Source organism: Nocardia sp. NPDC058658, from assembly GCF_042716665.1.
Taxonomy (GTDB): domain Bacteria; phylum Actinomycetota; class Actinomycetes; order Mycobacteriales; family Mycobacteriaceae; genus Nocardia.
In genome coordinates this window covers 149,206-165,761 of the sequence record NZ_JBHXRR010000012.1, presented here as the reverse complement: position 1 = coordinate 165,761, position 16,556 = coordinate 149,206, and the positions used below count along the sequence as shown (strand labels likewise).

At 67.1% G+C, this 16,556-nt stretch carries 11 protein-coding genes; 7 read left to right on the top strand and 4 right to left on the bottom strand.

The genetic code is table 11. The features are described 5' to 3' along the window. Positions 1–54: 54 nt before the first annotated feature. The 3 genes from treZ to dnaE all read right to left on the bottom strand — a co-directional run bounded on the left by treZ (position 55) and on the right by dnaE (position 7,414). On the bottom strand, positions 55–1,806 hold the full coding sequence (treZ, locus tag ACFWUP_RS19150; protein ID WP_379235987.1) for a malto-oligosyltrehalose trehalohydrolase: 1,752 nt from the start codon (positions 1,804–1,806) through the stop codon (positions 55–57). 37 nt (positions 1,807–1,843) lie between these two features. Continuing rightward, positions 1,844–3,745 (bottom strand): hypothetical protein, encoded by a 1,902-nt coding sequence (locus ACFWUP_RS19145; protein WP_379235985.1) that lies wholly within the window; start codon positions 3,743–3,745, stop codon positions 1,844–1,846. 105 nt (positions 3,746–3,850) lie between these two features. Next, positions 3,851–7,414, bottom strand: coding sequence for a DNA polymerase III subunit alpha (dnaE, locus tag ACFWUP_RS19140; RefSeq protein ID WP_379235983.1), 3,564 nt, complete (start codon positions 7,412–7,414; stop codon positions 3,851–3,853). Between the two features lie 155 nt (positions 7,415–7,569). Between dnaE and ACFWUP_RS19135 the strand changes: the two genes are divergently transcribed. Further along, on the top strand, positions 7,570–8,748 hold the full coding sequence (locus ACFWUP_RS19135; protein WP_379235981.1) for a sensor histidine kinase: 1,179 nt from the start codon (positions 7,570–7,572) through the stop codon (positions 8,746–8,748). An 84-nt stretch (positions 8,749–8,832) separates the two neighbouring features. Here the strand turns inward: ACFWUP_RS19135 and ACFWUP_RS19130 are convergent, their stop codons facing one another. Next, positions 8,833–9,282: a hypothetical protein gene (locus tag ACFWUP_RS19130; protein ID WP_379235979.1), complete on the bottom strand. Its 450-nt coding sequence runs from the start codon at positions 9,280–9,282 to the stop codon at positions 8,833–8,835. 150 nt (positions 9,283–9,432) lie between these two features. Between ACFWUP_RS19130 and ACFWUP_RS19125 the strand changes: the two genes are divergently transcribed. The 6 genes from ACFWUP_RS19125 to acs all read left to right on the top strand — a co-directional run bounded on the left by ACFWUP_RS19125 (position 9,433) and on the right by acs (position 16,546). Further along, complete coding sequence (locus tag ACFWUP_RS19125) at positions 9,433–10,230, top strand: LytR/AlgR family response regulator transcription factor (protein WP_379235977.1); 798 nt, start codon at positions 9,433–9,435, stop codon at positions 10,228–10,230. Continuing rightward, positions 10,227–10,592: a hypothetical protein gene (locus tag ACFWUP_RS19120; RefSeq protein WP_379235975.1), complete on the top strand. Its 366-nt coding sequence runs from the start codon at positions 10,227–10,229 to the stop codon at positions 10,590–10,592. The genes ACFWUP_RS19125 and ACFWUP_RS19120 overlap by 4 nt, the downstream gene beginning before the upstream one ends. Then, on the top strand, positions 10,592–12,346 hold the full coding sequence (locus tag ACFWUP_RS19115) for a cation acetate symporter (protein WP_379235973.1): 1,755 nt from the start codon (positions 10,592–10,594) through the stop codon (positions 12,344–12,346). The genes ACFWUP_RS19120 and ACFWUP_RS19115 overlap by 1 nt, the downstream gene beginning before the upstream one ends. Positions 12,347–12,498: 152 nt before the next feature. Next, positions 12,499–12,852 (top strand): DUF485 domain-containing protein, encoded by a 354-nt coding sequence (locus ACFWUP_RS19110; protein WP_379235971.1) that lies wholly within the window; start codon positions 12,499–12,501, stop codon positions 12,850–12,852. Between the two features lie 76 nt (positions 12,853–12,928). After that, complete coding sequence (locus ACFWUP_RS19105; protein ID WP_379235969.1) at positions 12,929–14,563, top strand: cation acetate symporter; 1,635 nt, start codon at positions 12,929–12,931, stop codon at positions 14,561–14,563. A gap of 78 nt (positions 14,564–14,641) precedes the next feature. Beyond that, positions 14,642–16,546 (top strand): acetate--CoA ligase, encoded by a 1,905-nt coding sequence (gene acs, locus ACFWUP_RS19100; protein ID WP_379235967.1) that lies wholly within the window; start codon positions 14,642–14,644, stop codon positions 16,544–16,546. Positions 16,547–16,556 lie beyond the last annotated feature (10 nt).

Below are 16,556 nucleotides of genomic sequence, written 5' to 3'. Positions count from 1 at the left end.
GTCCATTCGGCAACGGCTCGTTTCGGACTGTGGCCGACCCGTGGCCGGGCGTCATCACTGCGTGATCACCGTGCCCGCGCCGTCACCTTCCTCGAGTACGGCGAAGCTGTGGCCCGAAATGAGTGTTCCCGCACCACTTTCCGTGGCGGGGGACCAGGCGAGCAGTACGCGACCGTGCACCGGGATCACCACTTCGTCCTCAGCGAGGTTGCACACCACTGCTATTCGGCCACGACGGAGGATGAACCAACGTTGTGCCTCGTCATAGTCGGCCCAGACGCGTTCCAGCCAGGGATCGGTGAACTCGGGCCGCGACTTACGCAGCGCGAGCAGACCGCGGTAGCAGGCGAGCAACCGGGCGTGCGGTTCGTGACCGACCTCGGTCCAGTCGAGTTTGGAACGGGTGAAGGTGGCCGGGTCCTGCGGGTCGGGCACCTCCTCGGTGGACCAGCCGTGCTCGGCGAATTCGGCGCGGCGCCCGGTGGCGGTGGCCGCGGCGACGACCGGGTCGGTGTGGGAGGTGAAGAACTGGAACGGGGTTCGCGCGCCCCACTCCTCCCCCATGAACAGCATCGGGGTGCTCGCCGAGAGCAGCACCAGCGCCGCTTTCACCGCGAGCTGGCCGGGGGTGAGGTAGGCACTGGGGCGGTCGCCGATCGCGCGGTTGCCGATTTGATCATGGTTGCAGGTGTAGCCGAGCAGTGCGCTGCCGGGAACGAGGTCACGCGGTAGCGGTGCGCCGTGGGTGCGGCCGCGGAAGCTGGAATACGTTGCGGCGTGGAAGAACCCGTGTGTGAGCGTTTGCATGAGGCAGGCCAGGGAACCGAAATCGGCGTAGTAGCCCTGTCTTTCGCCGGAGACCGCGGTGTGAACGGCGTGGTGCAGGTCGTCGTTCCACTGTCCGGTCAGGCCGTAGCCGCCTGCCGCACGCGGGGTGATCAGGCGGGGGTCGTTGAGGTCGCTCTCGGCGATCAAGGTCAGCGGTCGGCCCAGATGTGCTGCCAGGGCGGTGGTTTCGACGGTGAGTTCTTCCAGCAGGTGGGTGGCGGTGCGATCGACCAGTGCGTGGACGGCGTCGATGCGCAGTGCGTCGATGTGGAATTCGCGCAGCCAGCGCAGGGCGTTGTCGATGATGTAGGCGCGCACCGCGTCCGAGCCGGGTCCGTCGAGGTTGAGGCTTTGACCCCAGGTGTTGCGGCCGGTCGCGAGGTAGGGGCCGAAGCGCGGCAGGTAGTTGCCGCAGGGGCCGAGGTGGTTGTAGACCACGTCGAGGCACACGACAAGGCCGCGGGTGTGGCAGGCGTCGACGAAGCGTTGCAGGCCGTCGGGGCCGCCGTAGCTCTCCTGCACCGCGTACCAGAGCACGCCGTCGTAGCCCCAGTTGTGGGTGCCGTCGAAGGCGTTGACCGGCATGAGTTCGACGGTGGTGACGCCGAGGGTGACGAGGTGGTCCAGGTGCTCGATCGCCGCGTCGAAGGTGCCCTCCGGGGTGAAGGTGCCGATGTGGAGTTCGTAGAACACCGAGCCGGCCAGTGGTCTGCCGGTCCAGTTCCGGTCGGTCCAGACCGAGGGGTCGAGGTCGTGGACGGCGGAGGTTTCGTGCACGCCGTCGGGTTGACGGGGTGAGCGCGGATCGGGCAGCACGGTCGGGTCGTCGTCGATCAGGAACCCGTAGCGGGCCCCCTGACCTGCGTCGACGTGGATCGACCAGTTGCCGCCGCCGTTTCTTCGCATCGGGTGCTCGACCCCGTCCAGTCGCAGCCGCACCTCTCGTGCCTCCGGTGCCCACACCCGAAACTGCCTCATCGGCCCAGCATCGCATGCCCCGCGCCGGTGTGCTCGTTCACTGCGCGTGCGCGGTGACTCCGACGGGTCCGGCGCCGATGCACAGCGACTGCCGCTCGTCGAGTGACCTGATCCGCAAGGTGTCGCCGCCACCGAGCAGCCGGACGTACACGGTGTTCAGGCCCGCGCGCACGTCGGCGATCGTTTCGGTCTCGCCTTCGAAGGACAGGGCGATCCGGCCGTCACGTTCGGCGTTGTAGTTCAGCTGGGCGGTCCAGTCGCGGATCTGCATGGGGCCGTCGAGGGGGAGGTTGACGCCGGTGGTGCCGGGCACGCGGTGGCCGCAGCGCGGTTCGGGGCCTTCGACGATGGCGCGGTTCCACCAGACCTGGGCGTCGACGATGGCGCCTTCGTCGGTGATCATGCGCAGGCGTGGGGTCGCCAGGGCGAAGGTGGTGGGAGTGGCGATCGGGGCGAAGACGCGGTCGGTCATGTTCTCGGGGAAAGCCAAGGGGTTCAAGACATTCCACGGCACCTCTTGGGGTAGCAGCGGTGCGTCGGCGGCGCCGGGGAGGGCGGCGTGAACGCCGGTTACGTAGGTGCGGGCCGGGCTCGGTTCCCATGATCTGGTGAAGGTGATCGTGGAGTACACACCGCTGGCGAGGAACGCGATGACCGCCGCGACACCCGCTGTCTGCCACGCACGACCGTCGCGTCTCATGTCGATCGAGGGCGATCCGCCGGCGATTTGCGTGCGGACCGCCGAAGTCTCCTGGTGTGCAGGCTTGTTCGAACTCGCCCGGCGCTTCCGGAGTGCCAGTGCGATCAGCGTGAGCGCGATGGTGGCGATCACGGCGAAGTCAGCGAAATAGCGCACCGATTGGAGGAGCAGACCCGCGGTGCTCGGACCGTCGCGCAGGATGACGACGGGCGCGATGGTCCCGATGGCGTATGCCACTGTGCACACCCCGATCGCGATGACTCGGCATCGGGTGCGAATCGTCCACGCCGCGAACAGGATCAGAGCCAGCCAACTCGCCACGATCAGCACGCTCGGTGAATCCGCCCACGGGGTGGCGGGTTGCCAGCGCTCCCAGCGCCACGGGCCGCCGAAGAGGGCGGGCACCAAACCGTCCGACAGTGCCCGGCTCCACAACGCTCCCGGGTGTTCCGGGGCCGAGAGTCCGCGCGGGCGTTGGATGACGAGCAGGAAGCACGCCGACCACGCCAGCAACACCGCACCACCTGCCGTCCACAGCGCGGCCCCACGCCGGGCAGCGTCACGCATCGACCCGCCCGTCACGTGCGCGGCCAGCACGGCGACGGCAAAAGCGACCGGCAGCACGACCACCGATTTCTCGAAGAACAGCAACGCCACCGCGAACACGACGGCCCCCGAGACCGCGTACCGACGCTGCCCGGTCCGCACCGACCGCACCGCGTCGGCGCTCACCCAGGCCAGCGCGATCTGCAGGGGCAGGGCGTTCACCGCCGCCGACCACCAGGCGAACGCGGGCACCGTCAACGGCACGAACAGGTAGAAGACCAATGGCCCCAGCATCCGGGCCCGCATTCCGACCAGCACCACGAGCAGCCGCAACACAGCCAGCGAGGCGAGCAACTGCAACGCCACCAGCACAACGACCGCCGCCGCCCAGTTCAGCGGCGCCACCTCGGTGACCAGCCACGTCAGCACGAAGGCGAGCGGCATCACGTGGCCGTCGTGACTGGTGAACAGCAGTTCCGTCGAGAACAGCGGCTGACTGCTCACCCGCCCGATCAGCAGAAAATCGTCCCAATAGAAGAACCCGGAACCGGCCACCCAGCCGCGCAGCACCAGCTGAGCCACGATCAGCGCGACCGTCGCGAGAACCACCGCACGCCTGGACAACGCGTGCCGACCCGGCCGAGACGACGTCCCGGCGGGCGGCAGCGAGTCGAGCAGTGGCACGGCGGTCACGTCTCTCGACGCTAGCCCGTAGTTCGCGGGGCGGCCATCACGACCCGCCACAGGGGTGACGCCGACGGTCTGTGCGCCCACACAGAACCGTCGGTGAACCCTTGCTCAGCCGAGGCAGCCCGGACCGAGCAGTGCTTTCAGGTCGCCCATCAACGCCGAGGACGGGGAGACCCGCCAGGCGTCGTCGAGCTTGAGCATGGTGGTCTTCTCGCGGGCACCGACGTGGCGGATGAAGACATCCGAGGTGCCCTGGTGGCGGGTCAGCACCTTCTTGAGTTCGCCGAGCTTGTCGGGGGTGCACATGCGGGTGGTCATCACGACCGACACCGGCTTGGCCACACCGATGGCCGAAAGGTCCGGCACGACAAGGTCGTTGGCGATCAGCGAGATGCGGTCGTCGCGCACCGAGACGCGGGCCTTGACCAGCACCACGGCGTCTTCGACCACATCCATGCCGTACACCGAGTACGACTGTGGGAAGAACAGCACCTCCACACCACCGGTGAGGTCTTCCAATTGCGCCGAGGCCCAGGCCAAGCCGTTCTTGTTGATGCGGCGGTTCACCGAGGCGAGGATGCCGCCGATGGTCACCTGCGCGCCGTCCTTGACGTCGCCTTCCAGAATCGCCGGGATGGGGGTGTCGACCTGGGCTGCGAGGACGTGCTCGACACCGTTGAGCGGATGCCCGGACACGTAGAGGCCCAGCATCTCTCGTTCGAGGGCGAGCTTGTGCTTGGTCTCCCATTCCTCGTCGGGCACCTTGACGTTGAACACCGACGCCATCGAGTCGTCGCCGTCGTCGAGCCCGCCGAACAGGTCGAACTGGCCGATCGCCTCGGCCTTCTTGGTCGACATCACCGCGTCGATCGCATCGGAGTGGATCAGCAGCAGGCCCTTGCGCGGATGCCCGAGGGAATCGAAACCGCCTGCCTTGATGAGGGATTCGGTGACCTTCTTGGAGCAGGCGATCGCGTCGATCTTGTTCAGGTAATCGGAGAAGTCGGTGAACTTCGACTTCTCCTTGCGCGCGGCGATGATCGAGCCGACCACGTTGGTGCCGACATTGCGGACCGCGCCGAGACCGAACCGGATATCGGTGCCGACAGAGGCGAAGTTCAGCTCCGACTCGTTGACATCGGGCGGCAGCACCGTAATGCCCATCTTGCGGCAATCCGACAGGTAGATCGCGGCCTTGTCCTTGTCGTCACCGACCGAGGTGAGCAGACCCGCCATGTACTCGGCCGGGTAATTGGCCTTGAGGTAGGCGGTCCAGAAGGAAACGAGGCCGTAGCCGGCGGCGTGCGACTTGTTGAACGCGTAACCGGCGAACGGGAGAATCGTGTCCCACAGCGCCTTGATCGCGGGTTCGGAGAAGTCGTTGGCGAGCATGCCGTCGCGGAAGCCGGCATAGGCCTCTTCCAGCACCGACAGCTTCTTCTTACCCATGGCGCGGCGCAGAATATCGGCTTGGCCGAGCGAGTACCCGGCCACTTTCTGCGCGATCTGCATGATCTGTTCCTGATAGACGATCAGGCCGAAGGTGTCGGCGAGGATCTCTTTCAGTGGTTCTTCGAGTTCGGGGTGGATCGGTTTGACTTCTTGGCGGCCGTTCTTGCGGTCGGCGTAGTCGTTGTGGGCGTTCATGCCCATCGGGCCGGGGCGGTACAGCGCGAGGACGGCGACGATATCGCCGAAGCCGGTGGGCTGCATGCGGCGCAGCAGATCGCGCATGGCGCTGCCGTCGAGCTGGAACACCCCGAGCGTGTCGCCGCGGGCGAGCAGTTCGTAGGTGGCCGGGTCGTCGAGCGGCAGGTGATCCATGTCCAGATCGATGCCGCGGTTGGCCTTGATGTTCTCCAGGGCGTCACCGATGACGGTGAGGTTGCGCAGGCCGAGGAAGTCCATCTTCAGCAGGCCGATGGCCTCGCACGACGGGTAGTCCCAGCCGGTGATGATCGCGCCGTCCTGGGCGCGCTTCCAGACCGGGATCGCGTCGGTGAGCGGTTCCGAGGACATGATGACCGCGCAGGCGTGCACACCGGCGTTGCGGATCAGGCCTTCGAGGCCGCGCGCGGTTTCGTAGATCTTGGCGACATCGGGGTTGGAGGCGATGAGATCGCGGACCTCGGTGGCTTCCTTGTACCGCTCGTGATCGGGATCGGTGATACCGGCGACCGAGATGTCCTTGGCCATGATCGGCGGCGGCAGCGCCTTGGTGATCTGGTCGGCGATGGCGAAACCGGGCTGGCCGAACAGGACTCGCGCGGAGTCCTTGATCGCGGCCTTGGTCTTGATGGTGCCGAAGGTGATCACCTGGGCGACACGGTCGCTGCCCCACTTCTCGGTGGCGTAGCGGACCATCTCACCGCGGCGGCGATCATCGAAGTCGATATCGATATCGGGCATCGACACGCGCTCGGGGTTGAGGAATCGCTCGAACAGCAGCCCGTACGGGATCGGGTCGATATTGGTGATGCCCATCGCGTACGCGACCAGCGAACCGGCGGCCGAACCACGACCGGGACCGACCCGGATGCCGACTTCCAGTGCGTGCTTGATCAGGTCGCCGACGACGAGGAAGTAGGCGGGAAACCCCATGTCGCAGATGACTTTGAGCTCGAAATCGGCGCGGTCGAGGTACTCGCGCGTCGGACCGTCCGGGAAGCGGCGGTCCAGACCTTCGAGGACTTCCTTGCGCAACCAGCTGGCCTGGGTGTGACCCTCGGGCACCGGGAACACCGGCATCCGGTCGCGGTGCTCCCACACCTCGTCGTAGGACTGCACGCGCTCGCCGATGAGTTCGGTGTTGTCGCAGGCGCCGGGGATCTCGGCGTCCCAGATGGCGCGCATCTCCGCGGCGGACTTGAGGTAGTAGCCGTCACCGTCGAACTTGAAGCGGGTCGGGTCCGAGAGCGTCTTGCCGGTCTGAATGCACAGCAGCGCTTCGTGGTTGACCGACTGGTCCTTGGTGACGTAATGGCAGTCGTTGGTGGCGATCGGTGGGATACCGAGCTGCTTGCTGATGTCGACCAGGCCTTCGCGGACCCGGCGCTCGATGGACAGACCGTGGTCCATCACCTCGAGGAAGAAGTTCTCGGCACCGAAGATCTCCTGCCACTTCGCGGCGGCCTCCAGGGCTTCGCGATCGTGGCCCAGGCGCAGACGGGTCTGCACCTCACCCGACGGGCAACCGGTCGTGGCGATGATGCCCTCGGCGTGCTGGGCGATGATCTCCTCGTCCATGCGCGCCCACTTGCCCAGCTGGCCTTCGATGGAGGCCAGGCTCGACAGCTTGAACAGGTTGCGCAGACCGGTCGCGTTCTCGGCGACCATCGTCATGTGGGTGTAAGCACCCGAGCCGGAGACGTCGTCGCCCTTCTGGCCGGGGTCGCCCCACTTCACACGCTTGGTGTCGAAGCGCGAGCCGGGCGCGATGTAGGCCTCGATGCCGATGATCGGCTTGATGCCCGCCTTCTTGGCACTGTTGTAGAACTCCGAGGCGCCGTACATGTTGCCGTGGTCGGTCATGCCGACCGCGGTCATGCCCAACCGATCCGCCTCCGCGAACAGCGGCGAGATCTTCGCCGCTCCATCGAGCATCGAGTACTCGGTGTGGTTGTGCAGGTGAACGAACGATCCGGACGGAGCCAAGACGGTCCTTCCTCCCATAGAGTCGGCGGGGGTTGGCCTTGGCATTCTATGCACGGGGGTCCGACAGATTTCGCACTCGGCGCGCGCGCCCGAACCGCACCTCGGCGTGGGGCGGCGTGTCGTGGTGAAGGTCACCGACATAATCGGTGGGTGTACACGGAACGGCCCAGTAGTTGACCACCTTCATCGTGACCGCCGCGGCCCTCGCCCTACTGATCGTGGCATTGCTGGTGTGGCGGCGGACCCAGCGGGTCGTCACCACACCCGCGCAGCGTGCCGTCCACCAAGCCCTGCACACCGCGTCACTGGCGGCCGTGCCGTTGCGGCGCGGGCTCACCGAGGAATCGGCCACGGAAGCTGCGCCACATCTGCGAGCGCTCGCCGGGGCCGAGGCGCTCGGCGTCGCCGATGCCGAGGCGACGTTGCTGGCGTGGGACGGTCCGCACACGGGAATGCTGGCGTTGTTCGCCGATGCGGCGCGACGCGCTGTCGCCGATGAGCGGCCGGTGCTGGTTGCCGGTGACGAGCACACATTGATCGCGCAACCGTTGTTGATCGACGCGGGGGCGGCGGTGGGTGCGCTCGGCATGGTGACGACCGGGAAGCCGGGGCCGGGGATGCTCGGGGCGGCCGCGGAGGTGGCGCGGTACGCGTGTGGGCAGTTGGAGCTGGCCGAGTTGGATGCCTCGCGGGCTCGAGTCGATCGGGCGGAATTGCGGGCGTTGCGCGCGCAGATCAGCCCGCACTTCATCTACAACGCGCTCAACACGATCGCGTCGTTCGTCCGGACCGACCCGGACAGAGCACGGGAGCTGATTCTCGAATTCGCCGACTTCACCCGCTATTCCTTCCGTGCCGCAGGCGAATTCACCGTGCTGGCCGACGAATTGCGCAATATCGAGCGGTATCTGGCGTTGGAACAGGCGCGTTTCGGTGACGCACTGGATGTTCGATTGCGGATCGCACCGGAAGTTCTCGGCGTCGTCCTGCCGTTTCTGGCTCTCCAGCCGTTGGTCGAGAACGCGGTCCGGCACGGCCTCGCCGGCGGTGGCCGCGGCGGCCAACTCAGCATCGTCGCCACCGACGCGGGCACCGATTGCCTGATCAGCGTCGAGGACGACGGCATCGGCATGGACCCCGACCTGCTGCGCTCTGGCGCGCTCGATGCCGTCGACACCGATTCCGGACCCGCCCGCACCGGCGAGGCGGCCCATGTGGGCCTGGCCAATGTCGACGACCGCCTGCGCGCCGCGTTCGGCAACGACTACGGCTTGATCGTGGAAACCGCACCGGGCGCGGGCACCAAAGTCAGCATGCGAGTCCCCAAATTCCGTGCCGGAATTCGCGCCTGAACCGCCCGGCGCGCGCACCGAAATAAGAAAGGAGCCACACACCGATTGGTGCGCGACTCCCTCCGCTGGATCTCGATATCGGGACTATTTCCCCGAACCGCTGGTCAGGCTCTGCACGAATGCCTCGACCCGTTCGAGGTAGCTCGCAGCGGAGCCCGAGGCCGAACCGTCGCCGCTCGATACCTCTTCCTCGGCAGAGCCCGAGCCCGAACCCGACTCCGCGCTCGATACCTCTTCCTCGGCAGACCCCGAACCCGAACCCGACTCCGCGCTCGATACCTCTTCCTCGGCAGACCCCGAACCCGAACCCGACTCCGCGCTCGACACCTCTTCCTCGGCAGACCCCGAACCCGAACCCGACTCCGCGCTCGATACGTCCTTTTCGCCGGAACCACTGGTCAGGCCGCCCAGCATCTTCTTCACTTCCGCAGAACCGCTGGCCGAGCCGGTGTCCGCGGTGGCGACGCCGCCGCCGGCCACCGCGATTCCCGCCGCCGCTGCTACCGCCACAGCCAGTACCCGCATTGTGCTCATGTGCATTCCTGTCGTCATCGGCGACGGCGAATCCGCCCCCTTCGATCGTGGCAGCCACGAGCCCCGACTCCGATCCTCAACCGCACCAGACCTGAGTCCTCCCGCCTACCTCAGGAACACAGAAAGTATTCCGGTTACCATGGACGGGTTGTGACTTGGAACACTGACGAACCCTCGACCGCGCTGCGGGTGCTTGCTGTCGATGACGAGAAACCGGCGCTCGATGAACTGGTGTATCTGTTGAGCGCGCAGGCGGGGGTCGGGGAGATTCATCGGGCGGGGGAAGCGACGGGGGCGTTGCGGTTGTTGCGGGCGCACCCTATTGACGCGGTGTTTCTCGATATCGATATGCCGGGGCTGACCGGGATGGAATTGGCGGGGATTCTGTCGGAATTCGTGGAGCCGCCCGCGGTGGTTTTCGTGACCGCGCACGATGATCACGCGGTGGCGGCGTTCGATCTGGGGGCGGTGGACTATCTGCTGAAACCGTTGCGGGAGGCGCGGTTGGGCGAGGCGGTGCGGCGGATTCTGGCGGGGCGGGTTTCGGTACCCGCGGCGGCGGTGGTGGAGTCGGCGCATCCGAGTGAGGTGATTCCGGTCGAGCTCGGTGGGGTGACGACGTTGGTGCATCGGGCCGATGTGGCGTGGGTCGAGGCGGATGGGGATTACGCGCGATTGCATACCGGGAGTGGGTCGCATCTGGTGCGGATTCCGTTGTCGGCGTTGGAATCACGGTGGGAGGATGCCGGTTTTCTACGGGTGCACCGGTCGTATCTGGTGGCGTTGCGGTTGGTGACCGGGTTGCGGAGTGCGGGGAACGCGACGGTGGTGTGTCTACGCGCGGAGGGGGCGGCCGGTGCGGTGGAGTTGCCGGTGAGTCGGCGGCAGGTGCGGGAACTGAAGCAGCGGCTGGTGCACGGGCCGCGACAGAATTGGTCGCAGCGGTGACCGGTCCACAGCGTCCGCCGCGCGAGCGGGTGGTGTTGGCGCAGCGGCGGGGCGCGCGGCAGGTGCGGACCCGGACCGAGATGGTCGAGCAGACCGATCTGGGTGCGGCGTTGATCGGTGGGTTGATCCGGGCGCAGCTGGGGCTGGCGTTGCGCCTCGGGCTGGTGGTGGCGGTCGGGTTCGGCGCGCTGCCGGTGCTGTTCGGTATCGATGCGATCGCCGAGGCCGCGGTGCTCGGGATCCGGCTGCCGTGGCTGATCCTCGGCGTGCTCGCGTTCCCGACGCTGTATGCGGTGGGGTGGTTGTATGTTCGCCTCGCGCAACGCAATGAGGACGACTTCCTGGAATTGGCCGGGGACTGATGGGTTCCGGTACCCCCGCGCTCACGGTCGCCGCACTGCTGCTGGCTGCGCTCGCCACGGTGGGCATCGGGTTCTACGGAGTTCGCTTGTCCCGCACGACTTCCGACTTCCTCGTCGCGTCCCGCACAGTGGGTTCGCGGTGGAACGCGGCCGCGATTTCGGGTGAATACCTTTCCGCCGCTTCCTTTCTCGGCGTCGCCGGATTGATCGCCAAATACGGCGCCGACGCACTCTGGTATCCGGTGGGCTTCACCGCGGGCTATGTGGGCCTGCTGATGTTCGTGGCCGCCCCGCTGCGCCGGTCCGGTGCGTACACCGTGCCCGACTTCGCCGAATTCCGGTTGGGGTCTATTCGATTGCGGCGCATGGCAGCCGGTCTCGTTGTGCTGGTGTGTGCGGTGTACCTGATTCCGCAGTTCCAAGGCGCCGGACTCACGCTGCACATTCTGCTCGGCGTGCCCGCCTGGGTGGGCGCGGTCTCGGTGGGCGCGATCGTATTGGCGAATGTGATCGGCGGCGGAATGCGTTCTGTCACTTTGGTGCAGGCATTCCAGTACTGGCTGAAGTTGACGGCGGTCGCGGTGCCCGCGCTGGTGCTCGGGATGCATTTCCTCGGCGACGAACGACCGGTCGGCGCACCAGCGCCCCCGACGGTCGACGAGCGGACCACCGTCGCCATCTCCACCGATGTCGTAGTGCATCTGGATGTTTCGCAACAGGTCACCATCACCGGGACACTCGACGGACAGCCTGTCGAGGGGCCGGTCGTGTTGACTCCGGGCGATCACACCCTCGCCGCAGGTTCCGAACTGGTCCTCGCCCCGGGTTCGGCCGTTCCGGTGGTCGCCGGAGCACCGGCCGACGGCGCGAGCTGGGTGGCGCCCGGGGGTGGATTCGGCGGGGAACATCCGCAGTACCAGGTGTTTTCGCTGATCGTGGCGACCTTCCTCGGCACCATGGGGCTGCCGCATGTGCTGGTCCGCTTCTACACCAACCGCGACGGACCGTCCGCGCGCCGGACCGCGCTGACGGTGATCGGACTGGTCGGCGTCTTCTACCTGTTCCCGATCCTGCTCGGCGTGTTCGCCCGCCTCTACGTGCCCCAACTGCTGATCACCGGCGCCTCCGATGCCGCGGTCGTGCTGCTGCCCGGCGCGGTGCTGGGCGGCCTCGGTGGGCAACTCCTGGCCGCGTTGGCGGCGGCCGGGGCGATCGCGGCGTTCCTGTCGACCTCGTCGGGTCTGCTGGTCAGTTTGGCGGGGGTGCTCAGTACCGATGTACTGCGCGGGCGAATCCGGGACTTCCGGCTCGCCGCGCTGGTCGCGGGCTTGGTCCCGCTCACCCTCGCGGTGACTGTCGCGTCCCTCGACCTGTCACGCACCGTCGCACTCGCCTTCTCGGTGGCCGCCGCCACACTGTGCCCGCTGCTCGTGCTCGGGATCTGGTGGCGTGGGCTCACCGCGACCGGCGCCGCAGCGGGGATGCTCACCGGCGGCATCACCGCGGGTAGCGCCACTGTTTTGGCGGTGCTGGGCGGCGTCTCCCCCGACCTCGCCAACGGCTGGCCCGCCGCGATCGTCGACTATCCGGCCGCGGTGTGCGTGCCACTGGCCTTCGCGGTGACCATCCTGGTCAGCCTCGCCACCACCGGCCAGGATCCTCGGACGGTAGCGGGGGTTTTCCTGCGCATGCACGCCCCCGAACGGCTCGGGATGAGCGCCGACCGCGACCCCGAAACCGCCGCTGCGCACTGATCTCGCGACGACCGTTCGTCGCACCACACCGACCGCTCACCGCACGGGCGGCCACCTTCACCGAGTGACCCACGCCACACCATCATGCGCCCACGTCCGGGGACCTACCGTCATCTCCACGCACGACCCCCCTTCACGCTAGGACGACCGGCATGACCGAAACCGACACCGAGGCGCCAGATCCGCGCACGCCGAGTGCCGACGAATGGCTCGCGGTACAGGCGAGTCCGCAGTTCCAAGATCTTCGGAACAGGCTGCGCCGCTTCATCTTCCCGATGACCGCCCTGTTTCTGGTGTGGTACGTGAGCTATGTGGTGCTCGGCGCCTACGCGCACGACTTCATGGCGCAGAAGGTCTTCGGCAACATCAATGTGGGCCTGCTGCTCGGACTCGGGCAGTTCGCCTCCACCTTCCTCATCACCGGGCTCTACGTCCGTTTCGCCAACCGTGAGCTGGATCCGCGCGCCGCGGCCATTCGCGAAGAACTCGAAGGGGAGCGCGCATGAGCGAGCGCAGCGAGCGGCTGATAGACACAGCCGCCACGGTGGTCATGCCGGAGCCGAGCGTCAGCGAGGTGCAGGTATGAGCACCCTCGCCGCGTCGTCGACGGTGGGCAATCCCATCGCCAATATCGCCATCTTCCTGCTGTTCGTCGCGGTCACCATGGTCGTGGTGATCCGTGCCAGCCGCAACAACGCCAGTGCCGCGGACTATTTCACCGGCGGGCGCGGGTTCTCGGGTCCGCAGAACGGCATCGCCATCGCCGGTGACTACCTGTCGGCCGCGAGCTTCCTCGGTATCGCGGGCGCGATCGCCGTCTACGGCTACGACGGGTTCCTGTACTCGATCGGGTTCCTCGTCGCCTGGCTCGTCGCGCTGCTGCTGGTAGCCGAAATGCTGCGCAACACCGGCAAATTCACGATGGCCGACGTGCTGAGCTTCCGGCTCAAGGAAGGCCCGGTGCGTACCGCGGCCGCGCTGACCACCCTGACGGTTTCGCTGTTCTACCTGCTCGCGCAGATGGCGGGCGCGGGTGGCCTGGTGGCACTGCTGCTCGATATCTCCAGTCGCGCGGGACAGTCCGTGGTCATCGCCGCCGTCGGCGTGCTGATGATCGTGTACGTGCTGGTCGGCGGCATGAAGGGCACCACATGGGTACAGATCATCAAGGCGGTGCTGCTGATCGCGGGTGCGGGCCTGATGACGGTGATGGTGCTGTCGAAGTACGGGTTCAACTTCTCCGACATCCTCGGTGCCGCACAGGAATCGGTGAGCGAGTCGACCAACAAGGCCGTTGCCGCCCGCGATGTGCTCGCTCCGGGCGCCCAGTACGGCGGCAGCGGCATGTCGAAGCTGAATTTCCTGTCGCTCGGTCTGGCGCTGGTGCTCGGCACCGCGGGTCTGCCGCACGTGCTGATGCGCTTCTACACCGTGCCGACCGCGAAAGAGGCCCGGCGATCGGTGGTGTGGGCGATCGGCCTGATCGGCGCCTTCTACCTGTTCACCCTGGTGCTCGGTTACGGCGCGGCGGCCATCGTCGGCCCGGACAAGATCCTCGCCGCGGCCGGTGGACAGAACTCGGCGGCGCCGCTGCTGGCGTTCGAACTCGGTGGCGTGATCCTGCTCGGGGTGATCTCGGCGGTGGCGTTCGCGACCATCCTCGCGGTCGTCGCCGGGCTCACCATCACCGCGTCGACCTCGTTCGCCCACGACATCTACGCCAGCGTGCTCAAGAAGGGCAAGGTCGACGAGGTCAAGCAGGTGCGGGTCTCGCGGATCACCGCGGTGGTGATCGGGGTGCTCGCGATCGGACTCGGCATTCTCGCCAACGGCCAGAACATCGCGTTCCTGGTGGCGCTCGCCTTCGCGGTGGCGGCGGCGGCGAACCTGCCGACCATCCTGTACTCGCTGTTCTGGAAGCGGTTCAACACCACCGGCGCGCTGTGGTCGATGTACGGCGGCCTGATCTCGACCATCGTGCTCATCGTGTTCTCGCCCGCGGTGTCGGGCAACAAGACCGCGATGATCAAGGGCGCCGATTTCGACTGGTTCCCGCTCGCCAACCCGGGCATCGTGTCCATTCCGCTGGCCTTCCTGCTCGGCGTGCTCGGCACCTACCTGGGTGGCCGTGGCGAGCAGGTCGACAAGGCCAAGGCCGCGGAGATGGAAGTCCGGTCGCTCACCGGCGTCGGTGCGGAGAAGGCGATCTCGCACTAGCGCCTGCCCCTGCCCCTGCCGGTGGTTCGCCCCACCGGCACGGGCTGTACCCCCCAGCTTTTCGAAGGAGTGTTTCTTGTGACCAGCTACCCGCCTGCCCCCGAGTTCGCCGCGCTGGCCAATGCCGATGCCTGGCTGTACGAGCGGGCGCGCGCCGATCGCGACGGTTTCTGGGCCGAGCAGGCCAACCGGTTGCACTGGCACAAGCCCTTCACCGAGGTGCTCGACTGGTCCGACGCACCGGTCGCGCGCTGGTTCGGCGACGGTGAGCTCAATGTCGCCTACAACTGCGTCGACCGCCACGTCATCGACGGGCACGGCGACCAGGTCGCCATCCACTGGGAGGGCGAACCGGGCGACTCGCGCGCGATCACCTACGCCGAACTCCTCGACGACGTGTGCAGGGCGGCAAATACTTTCACCAAGCTCGGGCTCGTCGCCGGTGATCGCGTCGCGATCTACATGCCGATGGTGCCCGAAGCCATCGTGACGATGCTGGCGTGCGCGCGGCTGGGGCTCACGCACTCGGTGGTGTTCGCCGGGTTCTCCCCCACCGCCTTGCGTCAGCGGGTCGACGACGCGCAGGCCCGGTTGATCGTGACCACCGACGGGCAGTGGCGGCGCGGGAAGCCCGCCGCGCTGAAGTATGCCGTCGACGAGGCGCTGGGTTCGGATCCGTCGAGCGTCGAGCATGTGCTGGTGGTGCGCCGGGTCGGCCTGGATGTGCCGTGGACCGAGGTTCGCGACCTGTGGTGGGACGAAACCGTTTCTGTCGCTTCACCAACGCATGAAGCACAGGCCTTCCCCGCCGAGCATCCGCTGTTCATCCTCTACACCTCCGGCACCACGGGAAAGCCCAAGGGGATCCTGCACACCACGGGCGGCTACCTCACCCAAACTGCCTACACCCATCACAACGTCTTCGATCACAAAGCGGGACAAGACGTTTACTGGTGCACCGCTGACATCGGCTGGGTCACCGGGCACAGCTACATCGTCTACGGGCCACTCGCCAACCGCGCCACTCAGGTCGTCTACGAGGGAACTCCCAATTTCCCCGATGAGCATCGCCACTTCGAGATCATCGAGAAGTACGGCGTGACGATCTATTACACCGCGCCCACGTTGATCCGCACGTTCATGAAATGGGGACGTGAAATCCCCGACGCGCACGATCTGAGCACGCTGCGACTGCTCGGCTCGGTTGGTGAGCCGATCAACCCCGAGGCGTGGCGCTGGTATCGAGAAGTGTTCGGCGCCAACGCCACTCCCATTGTCGACACCTGGTGGCAGACCGAAACCGGCGCCATCATGATCTCGCCGCTGCCCGGCGTCACCGCCACCAAACCCGGCGCCGCGATGGGCCCACTGCCCGGCATCTCCGCCAAGGTCGTCGACGACGACGGCGCACCGCTGGGACCCGACGAATCCGGGCTGCTGGTCCTGGATCAGCCGTGGCCGTCGATGCTGCGCGGCATCTGGAACGACATGGATCGCTACCGCGAAACCTATTGGCAGCGTTTCGCTTCCGAGGGCTGGTATTTCGCCGGTGACGGCGCCAAGCTCGACGCCGACGGTGACCTGTGGATCCTGGGGCGTGTCGACGACGTGATGAATGTGTCCGGGCACCGCATCTCCACCGCCGAGGTGGAATCCGCGCTGGTCGGGCATCCGGCGGTCGCGGAGGCCGCGGTGGTCGGTGCGTCCGACGAGACCACCGGGCAGGGGATCGTCGCCTTCGTCATCCTCACCGGGTCCGCCCACGCGGCCGAGGCGCTCGTCCCCGAACTCAAAGCGGCGGTTTCGCTGGAGATCAGCCCGATCGCGCGCCCCCGCGAGATCCATATCGTGCCGGAGCTGCCCAAGACGCGCAGCGGCAAGATCATGCGCAGGCTCCTGCGCGATGTCGCCGAAGGGCGCGAACTCGGCGACACCTCCACGCTGGTCGACCCGACAGTCTTCGAGTCGATCGCCACCGCGTGAGGGGCGCGAC

Coding starts and splice junctions, on each gene's coding strand:
- treZ (WP_379235987.1), bottom strand. CDS start 1,806: ATGAGGCAGTTTCGGGTGTGGGCACCGGAGGCACGAGAGGTGCGGCTG.
- dnaE (WP_379235983.1), bottom strand. CDS start 7,414: ATGGGAGGAAGGACCGTCTTGGCTCCGTCCGGATCGTTCGTTCACCTG.
- ACFWUP_RS19130 (WP_379235979.1), bottom strand. CDS start 9,282: ATGAGCACAATGCGGGTACTGGCTGTGGCGGTAGCAGCGGCGGCGGGA.
- ACFWUP_RS19115 (WP_379235973.1), top strand. CDS start 10,592: ATGGGTTCCGGTACCCCCGCGCTCACGGTCGCCGCACTGCTGCTGGCT.
- ACFWUP_RS19110 (WP_379235971.1), top strand. CDS start 12,499: ATGACCGAAACCGACACCGAGGCGCCAGATCCGCGCACGCCGAGTGCC.
- ACFWUP_RS19105 (WP_379235969.1), top strand. CDS start 12,929: ATGAGCACCCTCGCCGCGTCGTCGACGGTGGGCAATCCCATCGCCAAT.